This window comes from Actinoplanes sp. NPDC049599 (assembly GCF_044465625.1).
Taxonomy (GTDB): Bacteria; Actinomycetota; Actinomycetes; order Mycobacteriales; family Micromonosporaceae; genus Actinoplanes.
Genome location: NZ_JBITLX010000018.1, coordinates 174,236 through 195,830, shown reverse-complemented (window position 1 = coordinate 195,830; position 21,595 = coordinate 174,236). Strand labels below are relative to the sequence as shown.

Below are 21,595 nucleotides of genomic sequence, written 5' to 3'. Positions count from 1 at the left end.
GGCCTTTGTCGCCCACCAGGACGTGCCGGTGATCGGCACCGAGGTCGGCCCGCGACTGGGCGGGGTCGGCCCGACCCGGCACTGCCACAACGAAGAGAAGATGCGCATGCTGCGCGAGCGCGGCTACGGCGACATCGACATTGCCTATTCCGACAGTACTGCCGACCTGCCGCTGTTGCTGGCCGCCAGGGCGCCGGTGGTGGTGAACCCGAAGCCGGGCAAGGTGGACTTCTTCCGCCGCGTGCTGCCGGCCGGCACCCGCATCCTCAACTGGGGTTGCGTCGACCGCGGCGGCGACAAGGCGTAATGCGCGGTAGTGCCGGGCGGCGGGGGGGCCCCCGGCCCGGGGCGCCCGGCCCGCTCACGCGCCGGGCGAGCTGCCGGTCAGCACCATGCCGACGAACGTCCGCAGATCGGGGTCCTCGAACAACGTGGCCACGTCCACGTCCAGGCCGAGCTCGTCCTCGATGCGCGCCACGATGCGCACCGCTGAGATGGACTGCCCGTGCAGCTCCAGGAAGGTCGCGCCGGCGCGGTCAGCGCCGTCGCCGAGCACGTCACGCCAGATGCCGGCGATGCGCCGCTCCAGCTCGGCCGGGGTCCGTTCGTCGGGGCTCAGCATGTGGTTGTCCCTCACTCTTCTCGGCTCTGGTCGCTGCGGGAAACGCTGGTAGTCAGGGTCGGCGCGGCGCCGGGCCGGCCGCATCTTCGCCGATGCGCACCGCGCGGGCGGCGCCGCACTTGGCAAGATGCCGCCGCTCTCGCGTTCCCAGAAGACTGCAAGGCGTGACGAACCGAACCTCCCTGGACGCTTCCGCGGCGCCGCACGACGGCGCACCGGCGGTGGTGTCCCGTGTCCAGGAGGGACTGTGGTTCCTCAGCCGGCTGTGGCCGGCGGACGTTCCGCTCACGGTCGCGGCGTCCTATCGCCTTGAGGGGCCCATCAACCGGATGCTGCTGCGCGAGGCGTGGGAGGCCGTGCTGCGCCGCCACGACGTGCTCCGGTCGACCCTGCGCGACGTCGGCGGCAGGCCGGAGCCGCGGATCGAGCCGGGTCCGCACGCCGACGGGTTCCGGTTCGTCGATCTGCCCGACACCCGCGGACCGGCGGTCGAGCACGCGGCGGCGGTGACCGAGCCGCTCGACCTGGCGCACGGCCCGGTCGCCCGGCTCACCCTGATCGCCGTCGCGGAGTACGAGCACCTGCTGGTCCTCGTCGCGCACCGCGCCGTCGCCGACGAGGACTCCCTGTCCGTCGCGATCGACCAGCTGTGCCGGGCGTACGCACACGGCGAGCAGCCCACCGGCACACGTCAGTACACCGATCACGCCCGCCTCGAACGGGCCGCCGAGCGTGGCCCCGGCGAGCACCGCCTGGCCCGGTGGTGGGCCACGAACCTGCGGGCCACCGTCCACCCGCCCACGCGCCGCGTCACCCGGCCGGCCCGGACCCTGCGCGTCGAGTGGGGCGCACCGCTGGGCGATGAGCTGCGCATGCTGGCCCGGGCCGAGGGAACCCGGCCGCTGTCGGTCGTTCTCGCCGGCCTGCACGTGCTGCTCGCCCGCCACCACGGCCGCTACGGCACCACCGTGGCCCTTCCGGTCTCCCTGCGCGGTCCTGGCGATCAGGACGTAATCGGGCCGTTCACCACCGTGCAACCGATCGCCGCCGACCTCGCCGACGACCCGCGGTTCGACGAACTCCTGCGCCGGCTGACCGCGACGGTGCGCGACGCCGCCGTGCGCCGGCGGATGCCCTTCCCCCGGCTGGTGCGAGCGGTGAACCCGCCCCGCCCGCCCTCCGGGCTGCCGCTCGGCGAGGTGCTGCTCGCCGACGGCAAGGCACCGGACACGCCGCGGACGCCGGGACTGCGGTGGCATCACGAGGACGCCCGGACCGGATCGCCCGTCGCCGGGCTGTCGTTGCACATCGACGCCACCGGCGCGGAGGTGACCTACGCGCCGCAGTTTCTCGGTGCGGCCGAGGCCGAGGGACTGCTGGAGCAGCTGGGCACCCTGCTGAGCGCCGCCGTCCGCGGTCCGGGCACCCGGATCGGCGACCTTCCCCTGGAGCCGCCGGCCACGCAGCCGGGCACCGTCGCGGACCCCGGCGGCGACGACACGGTCATCGACCTCATCGGCGCGCAGGCCGCCCGGCAGCCGGCCGCGGTGGCGGTCGACGGCGACGAACCACTGACCTACGGCCGGCTGTGGGACCGTTCCGGGGCGCTGGCGGCGCGCCTGCCGGGCGCCGGGCTGAGCCGCGGCGCGGCCGTCGCGGTGTACCTGGCCCACGGACCCCGTCAGGTCACCGCGTCGCTGGCCGTGCTGCGGGCCGGCGGGTCCGTGAGCTGGCTCGCCCCGGGCGACGCCGAGGAGCGCGCCCGGCTGGTCATCGACGACCTGCGCCCACCGCTGCTGCTCGTCGACGGCGCCGATCCGGCCGCCGCCGCGCTGGCCGGCTGGTACCGCGAGCAGGGATACGGCAAGGTCCTGGCCATCACCGACGCCGACGACGCCGACGACGCCGGCCCGGTGCCGCCGCCGGTGGACCCGGATTCACCCGCGTACGCCGCTTACACCTCCGGCTCCAGCGGCCGGCCCAAAGGCATCGCCCAGACCCACCGGGCCCTGGCCCAGTTCGCCACCTGGCTGGCCACCGCCCTGCGGCTGGGCCCGGCGGCCCGGCTGGCGCTCTGGGTGGCCGTCGAACACGACCCCAGCATCTGCGAGACCTTCGCCACGCTGGTCGCCGGCGGCACCCTCTGCCCGGTGCCGGACCGGGTCCGCAAGCACCCGGAGCGCTTCGCCGCCTGGCTGGCCCAGGAACAGATCACCGCCCTGCAGACCGTGCCGACGTTCGCCCGGGAACTGGTGCGGTCGCTGGCCGAGCAAGGCACCGCCACCGGCCTGCAGGTGCTCGTGCTGATGGGCGAGGCGTTGCCCGGCCACCTCGCCGCCGCCGCTGCCGCGACGCTGCCGGCCACTCGCCTGCTCAACCTCTACGGTCCGACCGAGACGATCGCCGCCACCTGGCACGAGCTGGAGGCCACGGAGCCCGGCGAGGTGGTGCCGATCGGCCGGGCGATCCCCGGCCGATCGGTGCTCGTGCTGGACCCGCATGACCGGCCCTGCCCGCGCGGCGTCGTCGGCGAGCTGGTGATCCGCAGCCCGTACGCGATCCGGGGCTACCTGGGCCACGCCGCCGGCCCCCGACCGGCGTTCCGGCCGGTGGCCGGCCTGGCCGCCGAGCCGCCCGCCTACCGCACCGGGGACCTGGCCCGGCGCACCTTCACCGGCCACCTGGAGTACGCCGGCCGCCGCGACCACCAGGTCAAACTCGCCGGCAGCCGGCTGGAGCTGACCGCGGTCGAGGCCGCGCTCACCGAGCTGCCGTCCGTCGCGGACTGTGCGGTGCTGCCGGTCACCGGACCCGGCGGGCTCGTCGACCGTCTGATCGCCTACGTCGTGGCAGCGGGCACCGCCGATCCCGGCGGCTGGCGCGCCCACCTTCGACGCCGCTTCGGTCCTGCCCTGCTGCGCCTGACGTTCGCCGCGATCGAGGTCGTGCCGCGCAACGTCGCCGGCAAGGTGGACCGGGCGCGTCTGCCGGTGCCCGGGGTCGCCGACGACCCCGGGCACCGGCCGCTGACCGAGCCGCAACGCCGGATGGCGGCGCTCTGGGCCGGGGCCGGCGTCGACAGCCACGGCGAGAACACCGATTTCTTCGCCGCCGGCGGAGACTCCGCGGCGCTGCTGCGCGTAGCGGCCGCGGCCGGTACGGACGTAAGGGACCTCCTGGATCACCCCACGGTCGCCGGCATGGCGGCGGTGGTCGAGAACGCTGACGCCGAGCAGAAATGGGATGCACAGCATGACCACCACGAATAGGAACACCGCCCGGGTCGCGCTCAACGGCGCCACGGTGACGGCCGAGGACGTCCGCCGGGTCGCCGAATGGGGCGCCCGCTGCTCGGTGCCGCAGGACGCGCTCAACGCGGCGGCCTTCAGCCGGGAGCAGTTCGAGAAGATCGTCCGCGACGGCGTGCCCGTCTACGGCGTGACCACCGGGTACGGCGAAATGATCTACATGATGGTGGATCCGTCGAAGGAGGTGGAACTGCAGACCAACCTGGTCCGCAGCCACAGCGCCGGCGTCGGCCCGCTGTTCTCCGCGATCGAGTCCCGTGCCATCCTCACCGCCCGGCTCAACGCCCTCGCCAAGGGCTACTCGGCGGTCCGGCCGGAGCTGATCACCCGGCTCGAGACGTACCTCAACCTGGGCATCACCCCGGCCATCCCCGAGATCGGTTCGCTGGGCGCCAGCGGAGACCTGGCCCCGCTGTCCCACATCGCCAGCACCGTGCTCGGTGAGGGCTACGTGCTCAGCGACGGCGTGGCGGTGCCCACCGCGCAGGTCCTGCAGGCGCACGGGCTGCAGCCGATGGAGCTGCGCTTCAAGGAGGGCCTGGCGCTGATCAACGGCACCTCGGCGATGACCGGCCTGGGCTCGCTCATCGTGGTCCGGGCCATGGAACAGGTCCGCCAGGCGGAGATCATCTCGGCGTTTGTGATCGAGACGCTGCAGGGCTCGATGGGCCCCTTCGAGAGCGAGGGCCACGACATCGCCAAGCCGCACAACGGCCAGATCGAGTCCGCCGCCAACATGCGCTCGCTGCTCGGCGACAGCGCGTTGACCGTTTCGCACTCCGAGCTCCGGCACCAGTTCGCCGAGCGCAAGAACCCCGACCAGACCGTCCAGCGCACCGACTTCTACCTGCAGAAGGCGTACTCGCTGCGCGCGGTGCCCCAGGTGCTCGGTGCGGTGCGCGACACCCTGGCGCACGCGCGGCGCGTCGTGGAGATCGAGCTGAACTCGGCGAACGACAACCCGCTGTTCTTCGGCGGCGGTGAGGTCTTCCACGGCGCCAACTTCCACGGTCAGCCGGTCGCCTTCGTCATGGACTACCTGACGATCGCGCTCACCCAGCTCGGCGTGATCTCGGAGCGGCGCACCAACCGGATGCTCAACCGGCACCTCAGCTACGGCCTGCCGGAGTTCCTGGTCGCCGGCGAGCCCGGCCTCAACAGCGGCTTCGCCGGCGCCCAGTACCCGGCGACCGCGCTGGTGGCCGAGAACCGCACCATCGGCCCGGCCAGCACGCAGAGCGTGCCGTCCAACGGCGACAACCAGGACATCGTCAGCATGGGACTGATCTCGGCCCGCAACGCGCGCCGGGTGCTGAACAACAACAACCTGATCCTCGCCGTCGAGCTGCTCGCCGCGGCCCAGGCCGTGGACGTCTCCGGACGCCACGACGGGCTCAGCGCCGCCGGGCGCGCCGCGTACGAGCTCACCCGTTCGATCGCGCCCACCCTCGACGTCGACCGCTACATGTCCGACGACATCCAGGCCATCGGCGGAGCACTCTCCCGCGGGGAGCTGCTGAGCGCCGTCACGGCGGCACAGGTGGAACTGTGCTGACCCGGCCCGCACACCGTCAACCCGGCGAGAGGAACCGACGATGAGTGACACCGCGCGTGACGACTACGACCTCGTGGTGGTCGGTGGCGGACCCAGCGGCTCGACCGTGGCGACCCTGGTGGCCATGCAGGGCCACCGGGTGCTGCTGCTGGAGAAGGAGACGTTCCCCCGCTACCAGATCGGCGAGTCCCTGCTGCCGTCCACTGTGCACGGCATCTGCCGGCTGCTCGGGGTCACCGACGAGCTCAAGGCGGCCGCCTTCATGGTCAAGCGCGGCGGCACCTTCCGCTGGGGCCGCAACGAGCAGCCCTGGACGTTCGCCTTCGGCATCTCCTCGCGGATGTCCGGCGACGCCGCGACCGCCTACCAGGTCGAGCGGATGAAGTTCGACCAGATCCTGCTCGACAACGCCCGGCGCAAGGGCGTCGAGGTACGCGAGCAGGTCTCCGTGCTCGACGTCGTCGAGCACGAGGGCCGGGTCGTCGGCGTGCGCGCCGCCGGCCCCGACGGGGTCCCGCAGGAGATCCGCGCCCGCTGGGTCGTCGACGCCTCCGGTCACAAGAGCAGGATCCACCGCCGGGTCGGCGGGCAACGCCACTACTCGGACTACTTCCGCAACCTGGCGCTGTTCGCCTACTTCGAGGGTGGGCGCCGGCTGCCCGCGCCGAACCAGGGCAACATCCTCGCGGCCGCGTTCAAGTCCGGATGGTTCTGGTACATCCCGCTCACCGACACGCTCACCAGCGTCGGTGTCGTCCTGCACAGCGACGCGCTGGAGCGGGCCCAGGGCGACCGCGAGGCCGCCCTGGCCGAGCTGATCGCCGAATGCCCGCTCATCGCCGAGTTCCTCGCCGACGCCAAGCGGGTCGAGACGGGACCCTACGGCGAGATCCGCATCCGCAAGGACTGGTCGTACCTCAAGGACGAGTTCACCCGGCCGGGCATGATGCTCGTGGGCGACGCCGCCTGCTTCATCGACCCCGTCTTCTCCTCCGGCGTGCATCTGGCCACGCTCAGCGCTCTGCTCGCCGCCCGCTCCATCAACACCTGCCTGGCCGGCGACGTGGACGAACAGGAATGCCTCACCGAGTTCGAGACGCGCTACCGCCGCGAGTACCGGCTCTTCCACGACTTCCTGGTCGCGTTCTACGACACCCACGAGGACGAGGACTCCTACTTCTGGAAGGCGAAGAAGGTCAGCGACAACCGCACCGCCAGCGCCCAGGAGTCCTTCGTGGAGCTGGTGGGAGGCGTCGCGTCGAGCGAGAACGCGCTCATCGCGAGCGCCGCGGCGCCCGGCCGGCGCGATGCCGACGCGCGGGAGCTGGCCGCGGTCGTGGACACCGCGGTCACCTTCGCCGGCGAGGACCGGGACCTGCTGCGTACGCCGATGATGCGCGGGGTGCTCCGCGAGGGCGTCCGGGTGCAGGCGCAGGCGGTGACCGGCGGCAACACCGACGAGCAGACGCCGGTGCGCGACGGCGGGCTGGTGCCCTCCCCGGACGGCATGCACTGGTCGTGGCCGGCCGACGGTGCCGCGGCGTGACCGGGCCGACGTTGTGGAGCGGCCCGGACGCGGCCACCGGCCGGGCCACCGCGGGTGGCTTCGCACTCTCCAGCCAGCAGCGCTTCCTGCACCTGGTGGACAAGGGCGACGGCTTCGGCCCGTTCGGCCCGCGCTACACCATCGTCGGTGGCTGGCGGCTCACCGGCGCCGTCGACGACGCCCGGCTGCGCGCCGCGCTCGGCGACGTGATCGCCAGGCACGAGGCGTTGCGGACGACGATCGTCCGTGACGTGACCGGCGCCGGGCAGCTCACCCGGGACACGGCGGCGCCGGACCTGACCGTGCTGAGCCTGGCCGGCGGATCGCCGCTCGGCCGGGACCGGCGCGCCGAGGAGCTGCTCAACGAGATCGAGGCCCAGGAGCTGCTGCCGAGCAGGGTGCCGGTGCTGCGTGCCGTGCTGGCCCGCTTCGACGGCGACGACTCGGTGCTCGTGCTGGCGGCTCACCACACCGCGGTCGACGGATGGTCCATCCAGGTCGTCGTCCGCGATCTCGCCGCGTGTTATGCCGCCCGTGGAGCCGGCGGCGAACCTTCCCTGCCCGTCGTGCGCCAGTATCGCGACTACGTGCGCTGGCAGCAGGAGTCGGTCGACGAGCCGCAGGTGGCCCGGGCGCGCCGATTCTGGCGTGACAACCTGGCCGGGGCGCAGGTCACCCCGCTGCGGATGGACCTGCCGCGTAGCCTGCAGAAGCCCGGCAGCACAGCCTGGTACCGCTACGAGAGCGGTGCGGGTGTGCAGGTCGCCGTCCGCGCGTACGCCGCCGCGCAGCGCAGCTCGCCCTTCATGGTGCTGCTGGCCGCGTACCTGCTGCACCTGCGGGAGAACACCGGCGCCGACGACGTCGTCGTGCCGACGTTCGCGGCGGGGCGCCGACCGGCGTGGACGGCGGAGATGGTCGGGTCGTTCTTCAACATGCTGCCGTTGCGGGTCGACCTCGGCGGCTGCCGGGACTTCGCGGCCGTCGTCGCCCGGGTCCGCGCGCAGTGCCTGGCGGCGTACACCCACGAGCTGCCGTTTCTCGACATCCTCGGGGAAGCGCCCGACCTGATGCGGGCCGCCGCCGAGGAGTGGCACGCGTCGTGCGTCTTCCAGCTCGTCCAGTCCCCGTACATAGCGGTGGGCGAGCGGGTCGGGGACATCGGCTACCGGGCCATGCGCCGGCGGCTGCTGTCGCAGGCGCGTGGCTCGCAGATCCCCGACGGCGCGCTGTGGGCGATCGAGTTCGACGCGCAGGGCCGCACGTTCGGCAGCATCGGATACGGCCGCGGCCAGTTCCGCCACCAGTCCATCGACGATCTGGTGACCGGCTACAACCGCACCCTGGCCCGGCTGCTCGACAACCCGGGACGCCTGTAGGAGTGCGGTGCCGCACCGGCGAAGGTGCCCCCGGCGGCGCCCGGCAGGACCATGAAAGTGCTCAATCACCCGACTCCCGGCCGGTGCGCGTGCGCACCGGCCGGGAGCCCCATGCCTGGAGGTGGCGATGCCCGCAGAGGCAACCCTGACCGAGTTCCCCCATCCGCTGACCGACCGTGGTGAGCCCAGCCCCGAGGCGGACGTGGCGGCCGTGTTCCGCCTCGTCGCGGCCCGCCGGCCGGCGGCCACGTCGTTGCTGGAGGCCTCCGAGGTCGCCGGCACGTACCTGACCCAGCTCGGGCGCCGCTTCGAGCATGTCGAGGTCGTCACCACCTCGGCCGCCGCCGGCACGGCCGCGCACCGGGCGCTGCCCTCGGCGGCGATCCACGAGACCGCCGTCGCGGATCTGGACCTGCCGCGCCGCTTCGACGTGGCGACGGCACTGGGTACGGCGCTGGCCACCCTGCCGCTGTCGGGCCTGGCCGCCGCGGTGGCGGTGCTCGCTCGCCACCTCAACCCCGGCGGCCTGCTGCTGATCGAGCCGTTCTGGCTGCCCGATCATGCGACCCGCAGATCCACCGATGCCCGGATCGGACGTGACGACCAGGGCCGGACCGTGTCCGCGGTGTACCAGGGCGCGCCCCGCGACGGCGGGCACGTCGTGCAACGCCACGCGCTGATCGCCGATCAGGACGGCGTCCGGCACGTCAGCGACACGCGAACCCTCTACGCCTTCGGGCACGCCGACTACGCGACCGTGCTCGCCGCGGCCGGCTGCGGCATGGACTTCCTGCCCACCGGCCTCGCCGGCCGCCCGCTCGTCGTCGGCGTGCGCCGCTAACCGTCTCATCCCTGCCAGCCGCGAGGAAGTGCTCATGCGAGTCCTGTTCGCTGTCGACCCGTCGATCGCCCACCTCTACCCGATGGTGCCCATGGCCTGGGCCCTGCAGAACGCCGGACACGAGGTCCGGCTCGCCTCGTTCGGCGGCTTCGCCGAGCGGATCGCCGAGACCGGCCTGACGCCGGTGCAGCTCGGTGACGCCGCCTGGGCGGCGCGCGTCGCCGACGACCCGCTGGAGCCCAACGGCCCGGTCGACGCCCAGCGGTACGCCGACATCATGGGCCTCAACGCCGAGGAACGCGAATACTGGTACCTGTTCTACCAATATCTGCTCACCCCGATCTCGGACTACCTGCGCATCGACCGGCCGGAGGCACAGGAGCTCGTCAAGTTCGCTCAGGAGTGGAAGCCCGATCTGGTCGTCTGGGACCTGACCCAGGCCGCCGGCGCGATCGCCGCGCGGGCCTGCGGCGCCGCCTCCGCCCGCCTGGTCTTCGCCTGGGACCCGGTCGGCTGGAGCCTGGACCGTCTCGCCGGGCATGCCGACGAGCTGCGCGACGCCGGCCTCGACGAGAACCCCCTCGCCACCGTGGTGCGCCCGCTCGCCGAGCGCTTCGGCGTCGAGCTCGACCAGGAGCTGCTGGTCGGGCAGTGGACCCTCGACACCGCACCGCCGGGTCTGGGCCTGCCCACCACCACCAAGAAGGTGCCGTTGCGGTACGTGCCGTACAACGGCGCGGCCACGGTCCCGCAGTGGCTGCTCGAACCGCCCACCCGCCCGCGCATCTGCTTGACGCTCGGCGAGTCCTACCGTCGCTTCATCCGCGGTGACTTCGACCGGACGCCGATGCTGCTGGAGGCGCTCGCGGAGCTCGACGTGGAGGTCGTGGCCACCCTCAACGACGTCCAGCTCGACGGCGCGGAGCCGCCGGCCAACGTGCGCCTGGTGGAATACCTGCCGCTGAACCAGATCCTGCCGACCTGCTCGGCCGTCATCCACCACGGCGGGCTCGGCACCTTCCAGGCGTCCATCGCGGCGAACCTGCCCCAGCTGGTCTGCGACACCCTCGAGAGCATCATGCTGCGCTTCGAGGAGCCCGACGCCGCCGAGAACGGCGCGCAGGACGACATCGGCGTCTACCGCTCCGGCGTGGAGTACGGGGTACGCGACCCCGAGGAGGCCCCGAAGGAGACGATCCGCTGGGTCATGCCGGCCAAGAAGCTGGAGGCGACCCCGATCTCCAACTACGTCATCTCCCGTGGCGCCGGGGTGCGGCTCAACCACCACGCGAACACCGTCGCCGAACTGCGCGAGACCATCGCGCACGTGCTGCAGGACCCGGCCTTCAAGCGGGGAGCGCAGGCGGTGCACGACGTGTGGCAGGCCCTGCCCGGCCCGGCCGACGTCGTGCCGGTTCTGGAGACGCTGACCGAGCAGGCCCGCAGGCGCCGCTGAAACGCCCTGTCGGAAGACAGAACGCCGGCGCCGGAGGAATCCCGGCGCCGGCGTTCTCGTGCGCGCTGTCAGTCGTTGAGCAGGTCGTAGCCGCGCCGCCGGAGCTTCGCGAAGTCCGACAGGTCCGGCACGGTCCACCCGTCCAGGTCGTACTCGCCGAGGCAGTCGTCGACGAACGACTTGTACTGCTGCACCCGGCCGCCGGCCACGCCCGCGGCGAGCACCTCCACCCGGGTGTTCTCGTGGTTGCCGGCGTAGTTGCGCTCGTACAGCTCGTGCCGGCCGCCGAACTCCGAGCCGACCGCGTCCCACAGCAGCTTCATCACCTTGACCCGCTGCTGGGCGTCCGCGCCCTGCGAACCCCGCAGGTACTTGTCGAGGTACGGACGGGTGTCGGCGTTGCGGAAGTCGTCGGCGCTCGAGGTGGTGTAGATGAGTCCGCTCGCGACATCCTGCAGCACGATCTCGCGGACCCGGGGATAACCGGTCTGCATGAACCACCGGTACGCCATGCCGTACAACGGGTTCGGCAGGACCGCGCCGTTGTGCCACGGCGTCGGATTGCGTGCCGCCGCGTCCGCCAGTGCGGCGAACATGTCGCGCCAGGCCAGCACCTCACCCAGACGCGCCTGTACGCCGCGGAAGTCAGCCGTACCGTTGATCTCCAGGGCCTTGGCCAGCAGCCCCGCCAGGAACTCCAGCTTGACCGTCAGCCGGGTGCAGCCGTGGAACGTGAACCGTTCGGTGAACCCCGAGCTCCCCGCGAACGACTGGACCTTGGCCACGTCGCCGTAGATGAAGACGTTCTCCCACGGGATCAGCACCTTGTCGAGCACGAAGACGGTGTCGTTCTCGTCGAAGCGCGACGAGAGCGGATAGTCGAACGGGCTGCCGGTCATCGCGGCCGAGGCGCCGTACGACGGGCGGCAGATCATCTTCACCCCGGCCGCGTCGAGCGGCACGGTGGCCACCAGCGCGAACTCCCGCTTGGCCACCGGCAGCCCGTAGTGGGCCAGGAACGTGGCGTGCGACAGCGGCGCGCCGGTGGCGACCACCTTGGCGCCGCTGACCACCAGCCCGGCGTCCGTCTCCTTCTCCACGTGCACGAAGACGTCACCGACCTCGTCGATACGCCGGGAACGGTCCACCGGCGGATGCACGATGGCGTGGCTCCAGTAGAGAACCTTCTCCTGCGCACGCCGGTACCAGGCACGGGCGTTCGCTTCAAAGGGCGCGTAGAAGTCGGCGTTCGCCCCCAGCGTGCCCAGGAACGACGCCTTGTAGTCGGGGCTGCGGCCCAGCCAGCCGTAGCTCATCCGGGCCCATTGCCGGATGGCGGCCTGGTCAGCCACCAGATCCTCGGCGTTGTGCGCGGTGGTGAAGAAGCGGTGCGTCCAGCCGGTGCCGCCGCCGTCGACAGGCGCCGTCAGCAGGTCGCGCTGCAGCGGGTCGTGCAGCGAGTCGTACAGCCGGGCCGTCATCCGGATCGGGTTGTAGAACGCGGGATGGGCGGTGACGTCGCGCACCCGGTCGCCGTACAGATAGACCTCGCGGCCGTCGCGCAGGCTCTCGATGTACTCCGCGCCGGTCAGCGGACGGGTTGCGGCCGTCATCGCCCGGTCTCGCGGTAGGTGGGTCCGAGCCGGCGCGGCATGGTGATCTCCTTCGGTAGCGGGTGGGCCGTCGGCGACCGCGCACGGCCGGGCGGTCCGCGCCGCGGCAGTGACCGGCCCGCAGCCGTTGCCGCGGCGGCGGGCCGGTGTCCCCAGGTGAATCCTCGTTTCCGCGGTGCGGCCGGGCACCTCTGTACATGCGCTGCGCGCCCGCCCGGCACCCCGGCCTGGTAGAGCAACGTCGGATGCGCTCCGGGCGCCGCGGCGACAGACGATGGCAATGCGGCGTCGCCGCGGTCCGTTCCGAAGGCGCATTGGGGAGTGTGGATCGAATTGAATGACAACGATGTGCCCGGCGAGCCGACGGCCTGCCGGGTGTGCGGCGGACCGGTGCGCCGCTGCCTGGACTTCGGGCGCCAGCCGGTGTCGAACGCCTTCCTGCTGCCCGAGCAGGTCGCCGACGAGGCCTTCTTCCGCCTGGAGGTCGGCATCTGCACGCGCTGCACGCTGGTGCAACAGCTGGACGTGGTCGCGCACGAGCGGATGTTCCGGCCGGACTACCCGTACCGCTCGTCCACCTCGGCCCGGCTGCGTGGGCATTTCGCCGAGGTCGCGCGGACGCTGCACGCCACCGAGCTGACCGGCCCGGACGACCTGGTGGTCGAGGTCGGCAGCAACGACGGGATCATGCTGGGGACGCTGAGCGCGGCCGGCGTCCGCCACCTCGGGGTGGACCCGTGCGTCGGTGCCGGCGATACCGCGACCCAGGGCGGAATCCGCATCCTGGTCGACTACTTCAACGAGCGCAGCGCGGCCGAGATCCGCCGCACCGACGGGCCGGCGAAGGTCATCTTCTCGGCGAACACCATCAGCCACATCGCGGACCTCGGTTCCGTCTTCCGCGGCGTCGGCGAGCTGCTCACCCCCGACGGCGTCTTCGTCTTCGAGGACCGCTACCTCGCCGACATCATCGCCCACACCACCTTCGACCAGATCTACGACGAACACGTCTACCTGCTCGCCGTGCGCTCGGTCAGCGAGGTGGCCGCGGTGTTCGGCTTCGAGCTGGTCGACGCGGAACGGCTGGGCGTGCACGGCGGGTCGATGAGGTACACCATCGCCCGCGCCGGCGCCCGGCCGCGCGCTGCCCGGGTGGATCGGCTCATCGCCGACGAACGCGTGCTGGGCCTGGGTGAGCCCGCCACGTTCGCCGGCTTCGGCGCCCGGCTCGACGTCATCGGCAAGGACCTCGTCACGCTGCTCACCGAGCTGCGCTCGGCCGGACTGCGGGTAGCGGGCTACGGCGCCACGTCCAAGAGCGCTACCGTGACCAACTACTGCGGCATCGGCACCGACCTGGTCCCGGTCATCTACGACACCACCCCGGAGAAGCAGGGCCGGCTCACCCCCGGCGCGCACATCCCGGTGGAATCGGCGGCGCGGTTCACCGACCCGTATCCGGACTACGCGCTGCTGTTCGCCTGGAACCACGCCGAGGAGATCATCGAACGGGAGCGCGAGTTCCGGGACCGAGGCGGCCGCTGGATCCTCTACGTGCCCGACGTGCATCTGGTCTGACCGCACGTGAACGGGGCCCCCGAAGAGATTCGGGGGCCCCGTTGCTGTCGCGCGACTGCTCAGGCCACCGGGGCCGGCGACCGCGGCCGGACATCATCGCCGATCCGCGCCGCGTGCTCGGTGCCGGTCTCCGGGATCCCCCGCATGGCCAGCCGCAGCAGCGGTGCCGCCATCAGCGAGGTCACGATCGCCAACAGCACGATCGTGGTGTACGCCGCGACGTCGAGCACCCCCAGGCGCAGCCCGGTGCTCGCCACCACCACCTCGACGACCCCGCGCGCGTTCATGCCCGCGCCCAGGGCCAGGCCCTCGCGGCCGCGGAGCCCGCTCAACCGCGCGCCGACGTACGCCCCGGCGAACTTGCCGCCGATCGCCACGACCAGCACCACCGCTCCGGCCAGTGCCACCTTGGGCTCGGCCAGCGCGGTGAGATCCATCCGCAGCCCGGCCGTGGCGAGGAAGATCGGGGCGAGCACCGCCATCACCATCGTGCGCAGCGCCGCCAGCTTGGTGTGGTCGGCGGCACCGGGCGCACCGACCAGCAGCCCGGCCACGAACGCGCCGAAGATCGGCTCCAGGCGCAGGGCGTGCGCGATCGTGGCGCCGCTCAGCACCACCAGCACCGCCGCGGACACGCTCGCCCCGGCACCCTCGGCCGCCGCCGCGCGCCGCATGATCAGCCGCACCAGCACCCGCCCGAGGGTCGCCGCGGCGGCCGCGAACCCGATCGGCGCGAGCACCGCGAACGCCATCCCGCCCAGCGTGACCGCCCCGGTCGCGGCCGCCGCCAGGATGGACAGCAGCAGCCAGCAGACGGTGTCGTCGACCGTGCCCGCGGTCAGGATCACCTGACCGATCCGCCGGTGCAGCAGGTCCATGTCGGCGAGCGTCTTGGCGATCACCGGCAGGGCGGTGACCCCCATGGCGATGCCCAGGAACAGCGCGTAGATCCACCGGTCGGCGGCGCCCTCGTTCCCGGCGGGCAGGGGCAGCAGGAACCCCAGACCCACCCCCAGCGACATCGGGACGGCCAGTCCCCACAGGCTGACCGACAGCGCCGTGCGCCGGTGCCGGCGCATCGTGTCGGCCTGCAGGTGGCTGCCCGTGACACCGACCAGCAGCAGCACCCCGAGCTGGGCCACGCCGTCGATGACGTGCATCGTGGCGGCGTCGCCCGGCACCAGCGCGTGGGCCACCCCCGGCAGGAGCGCGGCCAGCAGCGACGGGCCGAGCAGCACCCCGGCCATCAGCTCACCGACCACCGCCGGCAGGCCCAGCCGGCGGGCCAGGGAGCCGAGCAACCGGGCGGTGAGCAGCAGGACCACCAAGCCGATCAGGAACCGCAGCATCGTGTGCGAGTCCATCGGCGCCGGAAACATCGCCGTCATCCGGCGGTGTCCTCCGGCAGCACCGGACAGCGCGCGTCGTCTCCGGCGGGGGTGCTGTGCCCGGCCCGCCAGGCGCCGGCGTGCCGGGCGGCGGTGAACGCCGCCCAGCCGACCAGCTCCACCAGCTCCCGGTCGCGCTGTTCCCCGCGGCGGAAGTCCGCCACCATGGCGTCGGTGACCCGGTACGACGACACCGCGGCGGTCAGCGCGAGACGGCCGGCCGCACGGTCCCAGGGCCGCAGCGCGTCGACGGCGTCGTCGCACTCGGCACCGGTCAACGGCCGGGCCCGCCCGGCCCAGGCCGTCAGCCGTTCGACGACCATGTCCCGCACGTCCGCCGGCACCGCGTGCTCCCCGGCTCGCTCGAACGCCGCGGTGGCCCGGGCGAACGCCTCCGCCAGCGACGCACGCTCGCGCAGCCAGCTCAGGTCCGCCGGCAGCAGCGCGGGTGCCAGCAGGTCCAGATCGGTGCCGGGCGGGCCGGCCCGGCGGGCCAGCCGGCCCATCACCCGGGTGCCGACCCAGCGTCCGGCCCGGCCGGAGCCGGCCGGCAGCGGCGACGGCTGCAGGAAGACATTGACCATGCGGTTGAGGTATTCGAAGGCCACCGCGACGGCGTTGCCCTCGGCCAGCTGCAACGGACTCCAGCCCGGCGGCGCGGCGTGCGGCCCGCCCTCGTGCGCCCAGCGCCCCACCGACCGCAGCTCGGCGTCGGCCACCTCGCGCAGCCGACCCTCGGCGACCGCACGGGCGTCGGGACCCGGCAGCAGCCCCTGCAACGCGCTGCCGTGCACGTCGACGCAGTACGGGCACCGGTTGCGCAGCGACACCCCGGCGGCTATCGCCTCCCTGACGGCCCGCGGCAGCGCCCCGGTGACCAGCAGGGACTCGCGCAGCACCAGCCAGCTGGCGGCGATCAGGTCCGGCGCGGGGGAGTGCAGCGCGATCGGTGGGGCGAGCATGCCGAAGTCCTGCTCCACGCGCTGGTAGACGTGGCCCACGACGCCGCCGGCGCCCTGCGGCTTCGTCGCCCGCACGTGCCGGATGTGGGTCATCGTCACGTATCGCGACGCCCCGGCCAGCAGACCCACGGCCGTGCTGGTGTCCTGGTCAGCCACGGCCGGCCACCGCCACGGTGGGTGCCGCGCCCGGCGACGGCGCGCCGTAGGTGACTCTCACGCCGCGCTGCTGGGCCGCGCGCACCAGGCCGGGCACGGCCCGCTCGGCGAGCGCGGCGATGGTCAGCGCCGGGTTCACGGTCAGCGCGCCCGGCACCGCCGAGCCGTCGGTGACGAAGATGCCCGGGTGCCCCCGCAGCTCGTGCCGGTCGTCGAGGGCGGAGGTCCGCGGATCGTCGCCGATCCGGCAGGACGACAGTGGGTGCACCGTGTACGCGCCCACGAGCTCGTTCGACCACGGCGCGACGCGGGCGATGCCGTCACGTTCGAGGATGTCCTTCACGTCGGCGTCGGACTGCGCCCAGCCGCGCCGGGTGTTCTCGGTCGGCTGGTAGCTCAGCGCGCCACGGCCCAGCATCTGCTGGGCGATGCGTTCGGCGTTGCCGGTCGCGGGCGGTGGGCCGAACACCCCCTCGTTGTCGTCCTCGGTCATGGCGAAGACCGTCAGCCAGGACTGCCACTCGCGCAGCATGTCCTTCTTCTCCCGGCCGAACCAGGTCGGTCCGGTCGCGCCGGGCGCCTGGGCCAGGATCGTGCCCAGACCCGGCGGGAAGTACAGCTGTTCCAGCGAGAAGCGGCTGTACTCCGGCAGCGCCGGGTCGAGCTTGTCCCAGGAGGCGACGCACGGACCCTTGCCGATCTGGTGCGCGCCGTACGCGAGCCCGTCACCGCGGTCGAGCCCGAGCACCTCGCGCGCCCGTTCGTCGTTGATGACGGCGGTGTTGAGCCGCTCGCCGTTGCCGGAGAAGTAGCGGCCCACCGCGTGCGGCATCGTGCCGAGCTCGGCCTCCGAGCGCTGCAGGATCACCGGGGTGGCCCCGGCCCCGGCGGCCAGCACGACGAGTTTCGCCTCGATCGTGCCGCCCGGCCTGCTGAGCCGGTAGTCGGTGTCGTCGACGAGGTTGTAGTGCACCAGGTAGCCGCCGTCGCCGGTCCGGCTCAGCCGCTGCACCTCATGCAGCGGCCGGATCTCGGCCCCGTTGGCGACCGCGGCCGGCAGGTAGTTCAGCAGCAGCGAGCGCTTGGCGTCGAACTTGCAGCCGGCCATCATCCAGTTGCAGTTGGTGCACTTAGGCTTGTCGATGGCCGACGGCACCGGGTTGGCGGTGCGCCCGGCATGCGCACAGGCCGCGGCGAACAGCCCGCCGGCGTACGGCACGTCGCGCCAGTCCTGCGGAGTCACCGGCAGCGCCTCGCTGACCCGGTCGTACCAGGGATCCAGCGCGGCCCGGTCGATCGCGGCCGGCCACATCCGGCGCCCGATGCTGCCGTGGCGCTCGAACACGAACCCGGGCGCGCGCGGCATCGTGGCGAAGTACACGACGCTGCCGCCGCCCACGCAGTTGCCCGCGAGCACGCTCATGCCGTCGCCCACGGTGAAGTCGAAGATCCGGGTGTAGGACGAGCCGAGCTTGAAATCGTGGTCGAAGTCGTCGCCGGTCAGCCAGGGCCCGCGCTCGAGCACCAGCACGCTGGCACCCCCGGCGGCCAGGTGGTAGGCGGTGATGGCGCCGCCGAAGCCGCTGCCCACCACGACGACGTCGAACTTTTCCGTGGCACTCATGCCGGGCTCCCGGTGGCGGTGGTGTCGGGGTGCGGATCGGCGAGCGCGCGCTCGTAGGAGAATCGCGGGAACCGCCAGAGCCCGTCGGGCTCGGGCGGCGCGAACCCGAGCAGCGCGAGGCCGGGGTGGCCCTGCGCGAGGGCGTCCGTCGTGGACAGATGCGGTGCGCTGTCGAAGGCCATCGTGCAGAACAGGGCCGCGCCGAACCACACCTCGCGCTCGGGGTGGCCGGGATCGGTCAGGTCCTGCACCAGGGCGGTGCGCTCGTCGAACGACAGCGCGACGAATGCCGGCACCGTGGGGTCCAGGCGCACGTCGTGCTTGCGGGCGTAGTCCCCGGCGTGCATGTTGAGCAGGCCGGCCATCCCGTCGAGCGCGTCGGCCAGGCCCAGCGCGGGATCGGCGAGGACGGCCAGCGCCCCGGCGGCCACCGCGCCGTCCTCCGTGGCGACCCCGCTGATCGCGCGGTCGCCGGGGAACCGCTGTACACCGGGGATGATGGTGTCGGCGAACGCCTCCAGGGTCTGGGTCGGCACCGAGTCGACCGGTCGGTCGTCGTCCATGGCGGGTCTCCTTCCTCTGCGAACGGGTGGGTCAGCGGCCGGCGGTCGCGGCGAACTGCCCGGGGCGGCGTCCGGCGCCGGCCGGGCCGCGGTAGGCCTGGGCCACGCTGAGCCAGTGCTCCGCGAGCGGACCGGACGCGACCAGTCCGAGGTCGTCGCGGTGCCGGCGACGAGTCACCAGCAGGCACAGGTCGACGGCGTCGCCGGTGATCGTCTCGGCGTCGTCGGCGCCGATGACCCAGCGCTCGCCGGACGGTGCCAGCAGGTCGAAGCGCGGGCCGGCGGCCGGCACCAGCAGCCCCCGCGCGTGATAGCCGAAGTCCCAGGTGAGCGCGGCGAACTCGGCGATGTGCCGCAACCGGTCGGTGTGCCGGCGGGTCACGCCGAGCGCGTCGGCGATGTCCTGGCCGTGGGCGAAGACCTCCATCATCCCCGCGGCGGCCAGCACGCGGGCCGGCAGCGGGCGCACCAACCACGGCACGACGCTGCCCGCGGGCACGGCCGCGAGCGCCTGCACAGCCGCCGCCGACTCCACCCGCCACCGGCTGAGCAGGGCACCCGGCTCGTCGAGGAAACGCTCCAGCGCCGCGCTCACGTTGGCATCGAAATCCGGGCCGAGGTGCGCCATCGCGTCCCGGAAGGCCTGCGGGCTCGCGGCCGCGGTGGCCGCCATGCGGAAGACCGCGCACAGATGGGCCACCTGGTGGCGGATCGTCCAGCCCGGCGCCGGAGTGAGCTCCGCCCAGCCCGCGGGTGTCAGACCCGCCACGAGGCCGGTCAGCTCCGCACTGTCGGCCGCCAGATCGTCGAACACAGTCGTCTCATCGGTCATGGCGTCAGCGTGCCCAGCGCGCCGATTCGGCGTCCTCTCTCACAGTGCGCCGCGGCCACACTACGCACGGATGGAGAAGAATCGCCGACCGGGTTGCCACACGATGAAACGGCCGCGGACCCGCGGTGACGCCCTACTCGGTGAGGTTGGTCGATGCCCTCGGTTGTCGGATCACTACGCAGGCTGGCGCTGACACCCGCATGGGAGGAGGTCAGCTTCGCCGCGAGGAAGTTCCCGGTGGCGCCCTCGCCCACGGTCACCGCACTCGAACGAATTCCCCAGGCGGTCATCTGCGGCTTCGAGTGGGGGATCGAGGCCCGCGGCCAGAGTGAGCTGGAGCGCCGGCTCGACCTGCTGGAGGCCGGGGTGCGCGGCTTCGGCTACGAGGGCGCCACCATGGCCCTGACGGTCCGCGACGCGATGGCCGGCGGCCGTGGCCGCCGCGCGCAGGCGCTGCTGACCGGGCCCGGTGTGCCGCACACCTTCCTCAACTACATCGGGATCGGCTTCGCGATGGCCCGGCTGCCGCGGGTGCTGTGGCGCGGCGTGCTGCCCGATCTGGGCGGGACCCCGTACTACCCGACGATGAGCTGGCTGGCCGTCGACGGTTACGGCTTCGATCGTGCCTACTTCGACACGCCGCGCTGGGTCGACGCCCAGCAGCGGCCCCGGCCGTACGCCTGGGAGGGCGCACCCGGCTACTTCCTGCGCGCGGTCGACCAGGGCATCGGCCGGGCGCTGTGGTTCATCCACGGCGCGAACCCGGCCGCGGCCGCCGCCGCGGTCGCCCGTTTCCCCGGTGACCGGCGCGAGGACCTGTGGGGCGGCGTCGGCCTGGCGGCGACCTTCGCCGGGGGCTGCGACGTCGCGGGCCTGACGGCGATGCGGCGGGCCGCCGGGTCGCACGCGGCTGCCGCCGGGCAGGGCGCCGTCTTCGCCGCCCGGGCCCGGACCTTCTCCGGCACCGTCCCGGAGCACACGCACGTCGCCGTGACCGCGCTGGCCGGGCTGAGCGTCGACAAGGCCTCCGCGCTGGCCGACGACGTCGCGGTCGGCGGCCTGGCGGCGGAGGGCCCCGACGTGCCGGCCTACGAGGTGTGGCGCCGGCTGATCCGGACGCGCCTGCACGATCCGATGACGACATCACACGACGAGGAGTCCTCCTGATGGGGTTGATTGCGACGGTACGGCGGCGGGTGCTCACGCCGAACGTGTCCGACACCAAGGTCGCGGTGCGGGGCTTCCACGTGAAGAGCCCGGCCGCCTGCGATCTGCTGGAGACGATCGGCGCCAGCTTCGTCGACGGGTACGCCCGGGCGGCCGAGGCCCGCACGCCCGCCGACGCGGAGCCCGGGTTGGACACCGTGCCGACCCGGTTCCGCGGGTTCGCCTACGAGGGTGCCGCCATGGGATTCGCCGTCCGCGACGGGTTGCCGTTCGGTGGTGGCCTGGTGCGCCAGCTGCTCGACGGCGCCGGCGACCGGCACGTCTACATGGCCTACGTCGGCGTCGGCTGGGCCATGGCGCGACTGCCCCGCTTCCGCTGGGCGTCCTTGTACGCCCCCGACCCGCTGCTGCGCTGGCTCGTGATGGACGGCTACGGCTTCCACCAGGCGTACTTCCGCACCCAACGATACGTCCACGAGCAGTACCGCGAGACAGACTTTCCCTATCCGCCGGGTGCCCCGCACCCGTACGCGAACCGTGGCATCGACCAGGGCATCGGCCGCGCGCTGTGGTTCGTGGGCGGGACGTCGGTGGAGCACGTGCACCGGCTGATCCAGGCATTTCCCGCCGAACGCCGCCCGGATCTCTACAGCGGAGTGGGGCTCGCGGCCACCTACGCCGGCGGCGCCGACCGCGGCGAACTGCGCGACCTGGTGCGGCGCGCGGAGCAGTACCAGCCGCACCTGTCGCAGGGCTCCGCGTTCGCCGCGTCGGCGCGGGCCCGGGCGGGCCTCATCGTCCCGCACAACGACCTCGGCACCGAGGTGCTGTGCGGGATGTCAACGACCGAGGCTGCCGCGATCTGCGACCTGACCCGGCCCGCCGCCGACGAGGACAACGAGATGCCCGCGTACGAGCTTTGGCGCCGGCGGGTCCGCCGTGAGTTCGGCGCCCCGCGCTGAAGCAGCGCTGCTCGCTCCGCACGACCGCGGCTGCGAGCCCGAA

General features: G+C 73.0%; 16 protein-coding genes and 1 pseudogene. 10 read left to right on the top strand and 7 right to left on the bottom strand.

Translation table 11 applies throughout. The features are described 5' to 3' along the window. A pseudogene (locus tag ACIBQZ_RS28240) lies at positions 1–307 on the top strand (hypothetical protein); the annotation flags it as partial. A gap of 54 nt (positions 308–361) precedes the next feature. Here ACIBQZ_RS28240 and ACIBQZ_RS28235 read toward each other — a convergent pair. Next, entirely contained in the window at positions 362–622 is a 261-nt protein-coding gene (locus tag ACIBQZ_RS28235; RefSeq protein ID WP_396091820.1) for a phosphopantetheine-binding protein, read from the bottom strand. A gap of 164 nt (positions 623–786) precedes the next feature. Between ACIBQZ_RS28235 and ACIBQZ_RS28230 the strand changes: the two genes are divergently transcribed. The 6 genes from ACIBQZ_RS28230 (at position 787) to ACIBQZ_RS28205 (ending at position 10,707) form a co-directional block, all read left to right on the top strand. Then, positions 787–3,891: an amino acid adenylation domain-containing protein gene (locus ACIBQZ_RS28230; RefSeq protein ID WP_396091819.1), complete on the top strand. Its 3,105-nt coding sequence runs from the start codon at positions 787–789 to the stop codon at positions 3,889–3,891. Further along, on the top strand, positions 3,875–5,485 hold the full coding sequence (gene cmdF / locus ACIBQZ_RS28225) for a tyrosine 2,3-aminomutase (RefSeq protein ID WP_396091818.1): 1,611 nt from the start codon (positions 3,875–3,877) through the stop codon (positions 5,483–5,485). Before ACIBQZ_RS28230 ends, cmdF begins: the two co-directional genes overlap by 17 nt. 40 nt (positions 5,486–5,525) lie before the next feature. After that, positions 5,526–7,031, top strand: a complete 1,506-nt coding sequence (locus ACIBQZ_RS28220) for a tryptophan 7-halogenase (protein WP_396091817.1) — start codon at positions 5,526–5,528, stop codon at positions 7,029–7,031. Further along, positions 7,028–8,410 carry a condensation domain-containing protein gene (locus ACIBQZ_RS28215; RefSeq protein ID WP_396091816.1) on the top strand — a complete coding sequence of 461 codons (1,383 nt, stop codon included), beginning with the start codon at positions 7,028–7,030 and terminating at the stop codon, positions 8,408–8,410. The genes ACIBQZ_RS28220 and ACIBQZ_RS28215 overlap by 4 nt, the downstream gene beginning before the upstream one ends. A 127-nt stretch (positions 8,411–8,537) precedes the next feature. Next, positions 8,538–9,251, top strand: a complete 714-nt coding sequence (locus ACIBQZ_RS28210) for a hypothetical protein (protein ID WP_396091815.1) — start codon at positions 8,538–8,540, stop codon at positions 9,249–9,251. A 34-nt stretch (positions 9,252–9,285) separates the two neighbouring features. Further along, positions 9,286–10,707: a nucleotide disphospho-sugar-binding domain-containing protein gene (locus tag ACIBQZ_RS28205; RefSeq protein WP_396091814.1), complete on the top strand. Its 1,422-nt coding sequence runs from the start codon at positions 9,286–9,288 to the stop codon at positions 10,705–10,707. Between the two features lie 68 nt (positions 10,708–10,775). On the opposite strand, the gene ACIBQZ_RS28200 is transcribed toward ACIBQZ_RS28205, so the two are convergent. Next, positions 10,776–12,320, bottom strand: a complete 1,545-nt coding sequence (locus tag ACIBQZ_RS28200; protein WP_396091813.1) for a 4-hydroxyphenylacetate 3-hydroxylase family protein — start codon at positions 12,318–12,320, stop codon at positions 10,776–10,778. A 333-nt stretch (positions 12,321–12,653) separates the two neighbouring features. Between ACIBQZ_RS28200 and ACIBQZ_RS28195 the strand changes: the two genes are divergently transcribed. Further along, positions 12,654–13,898: a methyltransferase domain-containing protein gene (locus ACIBQZ_RS28195; RefSeq protein WP_396091812.1), complete on the top strand. Its 1,245-nt coding sequence runs from the start codon at positions 12,654–12,656 to the stop codon at positions 13,896–13,898. A gap of 59 nt (positions 13,899–13,957) precedes the next feature. On the opposite strand, the gene ACIBQZ_RS28190 is transcribed toward ACIBQZ_RS28195, so the two are convergent. The 5 genes from ACIBQZ_RS28190 to ACIBQZ_RS28170 are packed head-to-tail and all read right to left on the bottom strand — an operon-like array spanning position 13,958 to position 19,423. Continuing rightward, positions 13,958–15,286: a cation:proton antiporter gene (locus ACIBQZ_RS28190; protein ID WP_396091811.1), complete on the bottom strand. Its 1,329-nt coding sequence runs from the start codon at positions 15,284–15,286 to the stop codon at positions 13,958–13,960. Further along, positions 15,283–16,404, bottom strand: coding sequence for a carboxymuconolactone decarboxylase family protein (locus tag ACIBQZ_RS28185; protein WP_396091810.1), 1,122 nt, complete (start codon positions 16,402–16,404; stop codon positions 15,283–15,285). The genes ACIBQZ_RS28190 and ACIBQZ_RS28185 overlap by 4 nt, the downstream gene beginning before the upstream one ends. Next, complete coding sequence (locus tag ACIBQZ_RS28180) at positions 16,397–18,028, bottom strand: FAD-dependent oxidoreductase (RefSeq protein WP_396091809.1); 1,632 nt, start codon at positions 18,026–18,028, stop codon at positions 16,397–16,399. The genes ACIBQZ_RS28185 and ACIBQZ_RS28180 overlap by 8 nt, the downstream gene beginning before the upstream one ends. Further along, positions 18,025–18,591, bottom strand: a complete 567-nt coding sequence (locus tag ACIBQZ_RS28175; protein ID WP_396091808.1) for a DUF5987 family protein — start codon at positions 18,589–18,591, stop codon at positions 18,025–18,027. Before ACIBQZ_RS28175 ends, ACIBQZ_RS28180 begins: the two co-directional genes overlap by 4 nt. Before the next feature lie 31 nt (positions 18,592–18,622). Continuing rightward, positions 18,623–19,423, bottom strand: a complete 801-nt coding sequence (locus ACIBQZ_RS28170; RefSeq protein WP_396091807.1) for a TIGR03084 family metal-binding protein — start codon at positions 19,421–19,423, stop codon at positions 18,623–18,625. Between the two features lie 153 nt (positions 19,424–19,576). Between ACIBQZ_RS28170 and ACIBQZ_RS28165 the strand changes: the two genes are divergently transcribed. Then, on the top strand, positions 19,577–20,590 hold the full coding sequence (locus ACIBQZ_RS28165) for a DUF1702 family protein (RefSeq protein WP_396091806.1): 1,014 nt from the start codon (positions 19,577–19,579) through the stop codon (positions 20,588–20,590). Next, positions 20,590–21,552, top strand: coding sequence for a DUF1702 family protein (locus tag ACIBQZ_RS28160; RefSeq protein ID WP_396091805.1), 963 nt, complete (start codon positions 20,590–20,592; stop codon positions 21,550–21,552). The genes ACIBQZ_RS28165 and ACIBQZ_RS28160 overlap by 1 nt, the downstream gene beginning before the upstream one ends. The last annotated feature ends 43 nt before the right edge of the window (positions 21,553–21,595 follow it).

Excerpts from the sequence above, each read along its gene's own strand:
- ACIBQZ_RS28220 (WP_396091817.1), top strand. The coding sequence starts at position 5,526 with ATGAGTGACACCGCGCGTGACGACTACGACCTCGTGGTGGTCGGTGGC.
- ACIBQZ_RS28170 (WP_396091807.1), bottom strand. The coding sequence starts at position 19,423 with ATGACCGATGAGACGACTGTGTTCGACGATCTGGCGGCCGACAGTGCG.
- cmdF (WP_396091818.1), top strand. The coding sequence starts at position 3,875 with ATGACCACCACGAATAGGAACACCGCCCGGGTCGCGCTCAACGGCGCC.
- ACIBQZ_RS28205 (WP_396091814.1), top strand. The coding sequence starts at position 9,286 with ATGCGAGTCCTGTTCGCTGTCGACCCGTCGATCGCCCACCTCTACCCG.
- ACIBQZ_RS28190 (WP_396091811.1), bottom strand. The coding sequence starts at position 15,286 with ATGACGGCGATGTTTCCGGCGCCGATGGACTCGCACACGATGCTGCGG.
- ACIBQZ_RS28165 (WP_396091806.1), top strand. The coding sequence starts at position 19,577 with ATGCCCTCGGTTGTCGGATCACTACGCAGGCTGGCGCTGACACCCGCA.
- ACIBQZ_RS28175 (WP_396091808.1), bottom strand. The coding sequence starts at position 18,591 with ATGGACGACGACCGACCGGTCGACTCGGTGCCGACCCAGACCCTGGAG.
- ACIBQZ_RS28210 (WP_396091815.1), top strand. The coding sequence starts at position 8,538 with ATGCCCGCAGAGGCAACCCTGACCGAGTTCCCCCATCCGCTGACCGAC.
- ACIBQZ_RS28200 (WP_396091813.1), bottom strand. The coding sequence starts at position 12,320 with ATGACGGCCGCAACCCGTCCGCTGACCGGCGCGGAGTACATCGAGAGC.
- ACIBQZ_RS28160 (WP_396091805.1), top strand. The coding sequence starts at position 20,590 with ATGGGGTTGATTGCGACGGTACGGCGGCGGGTGCTCACGCCGAACGTG.
- ACIBQZ_RS28235 (WP_396091820.1), bottom strand. The coding sequence starts at position 622 with ATGCTGAGCCCCGACGAACGGACCCCGGCCGAGCTGGAGCGGCGCATC.
- ACIBQZ_RS28180 (WP_396091809.1), bottom strand. The coding sequence starts at position 18,028 with ATGAGTGCCACGGAAAAGTTCGACGTCGTCGTGGTGGGCAGCGGCTTC.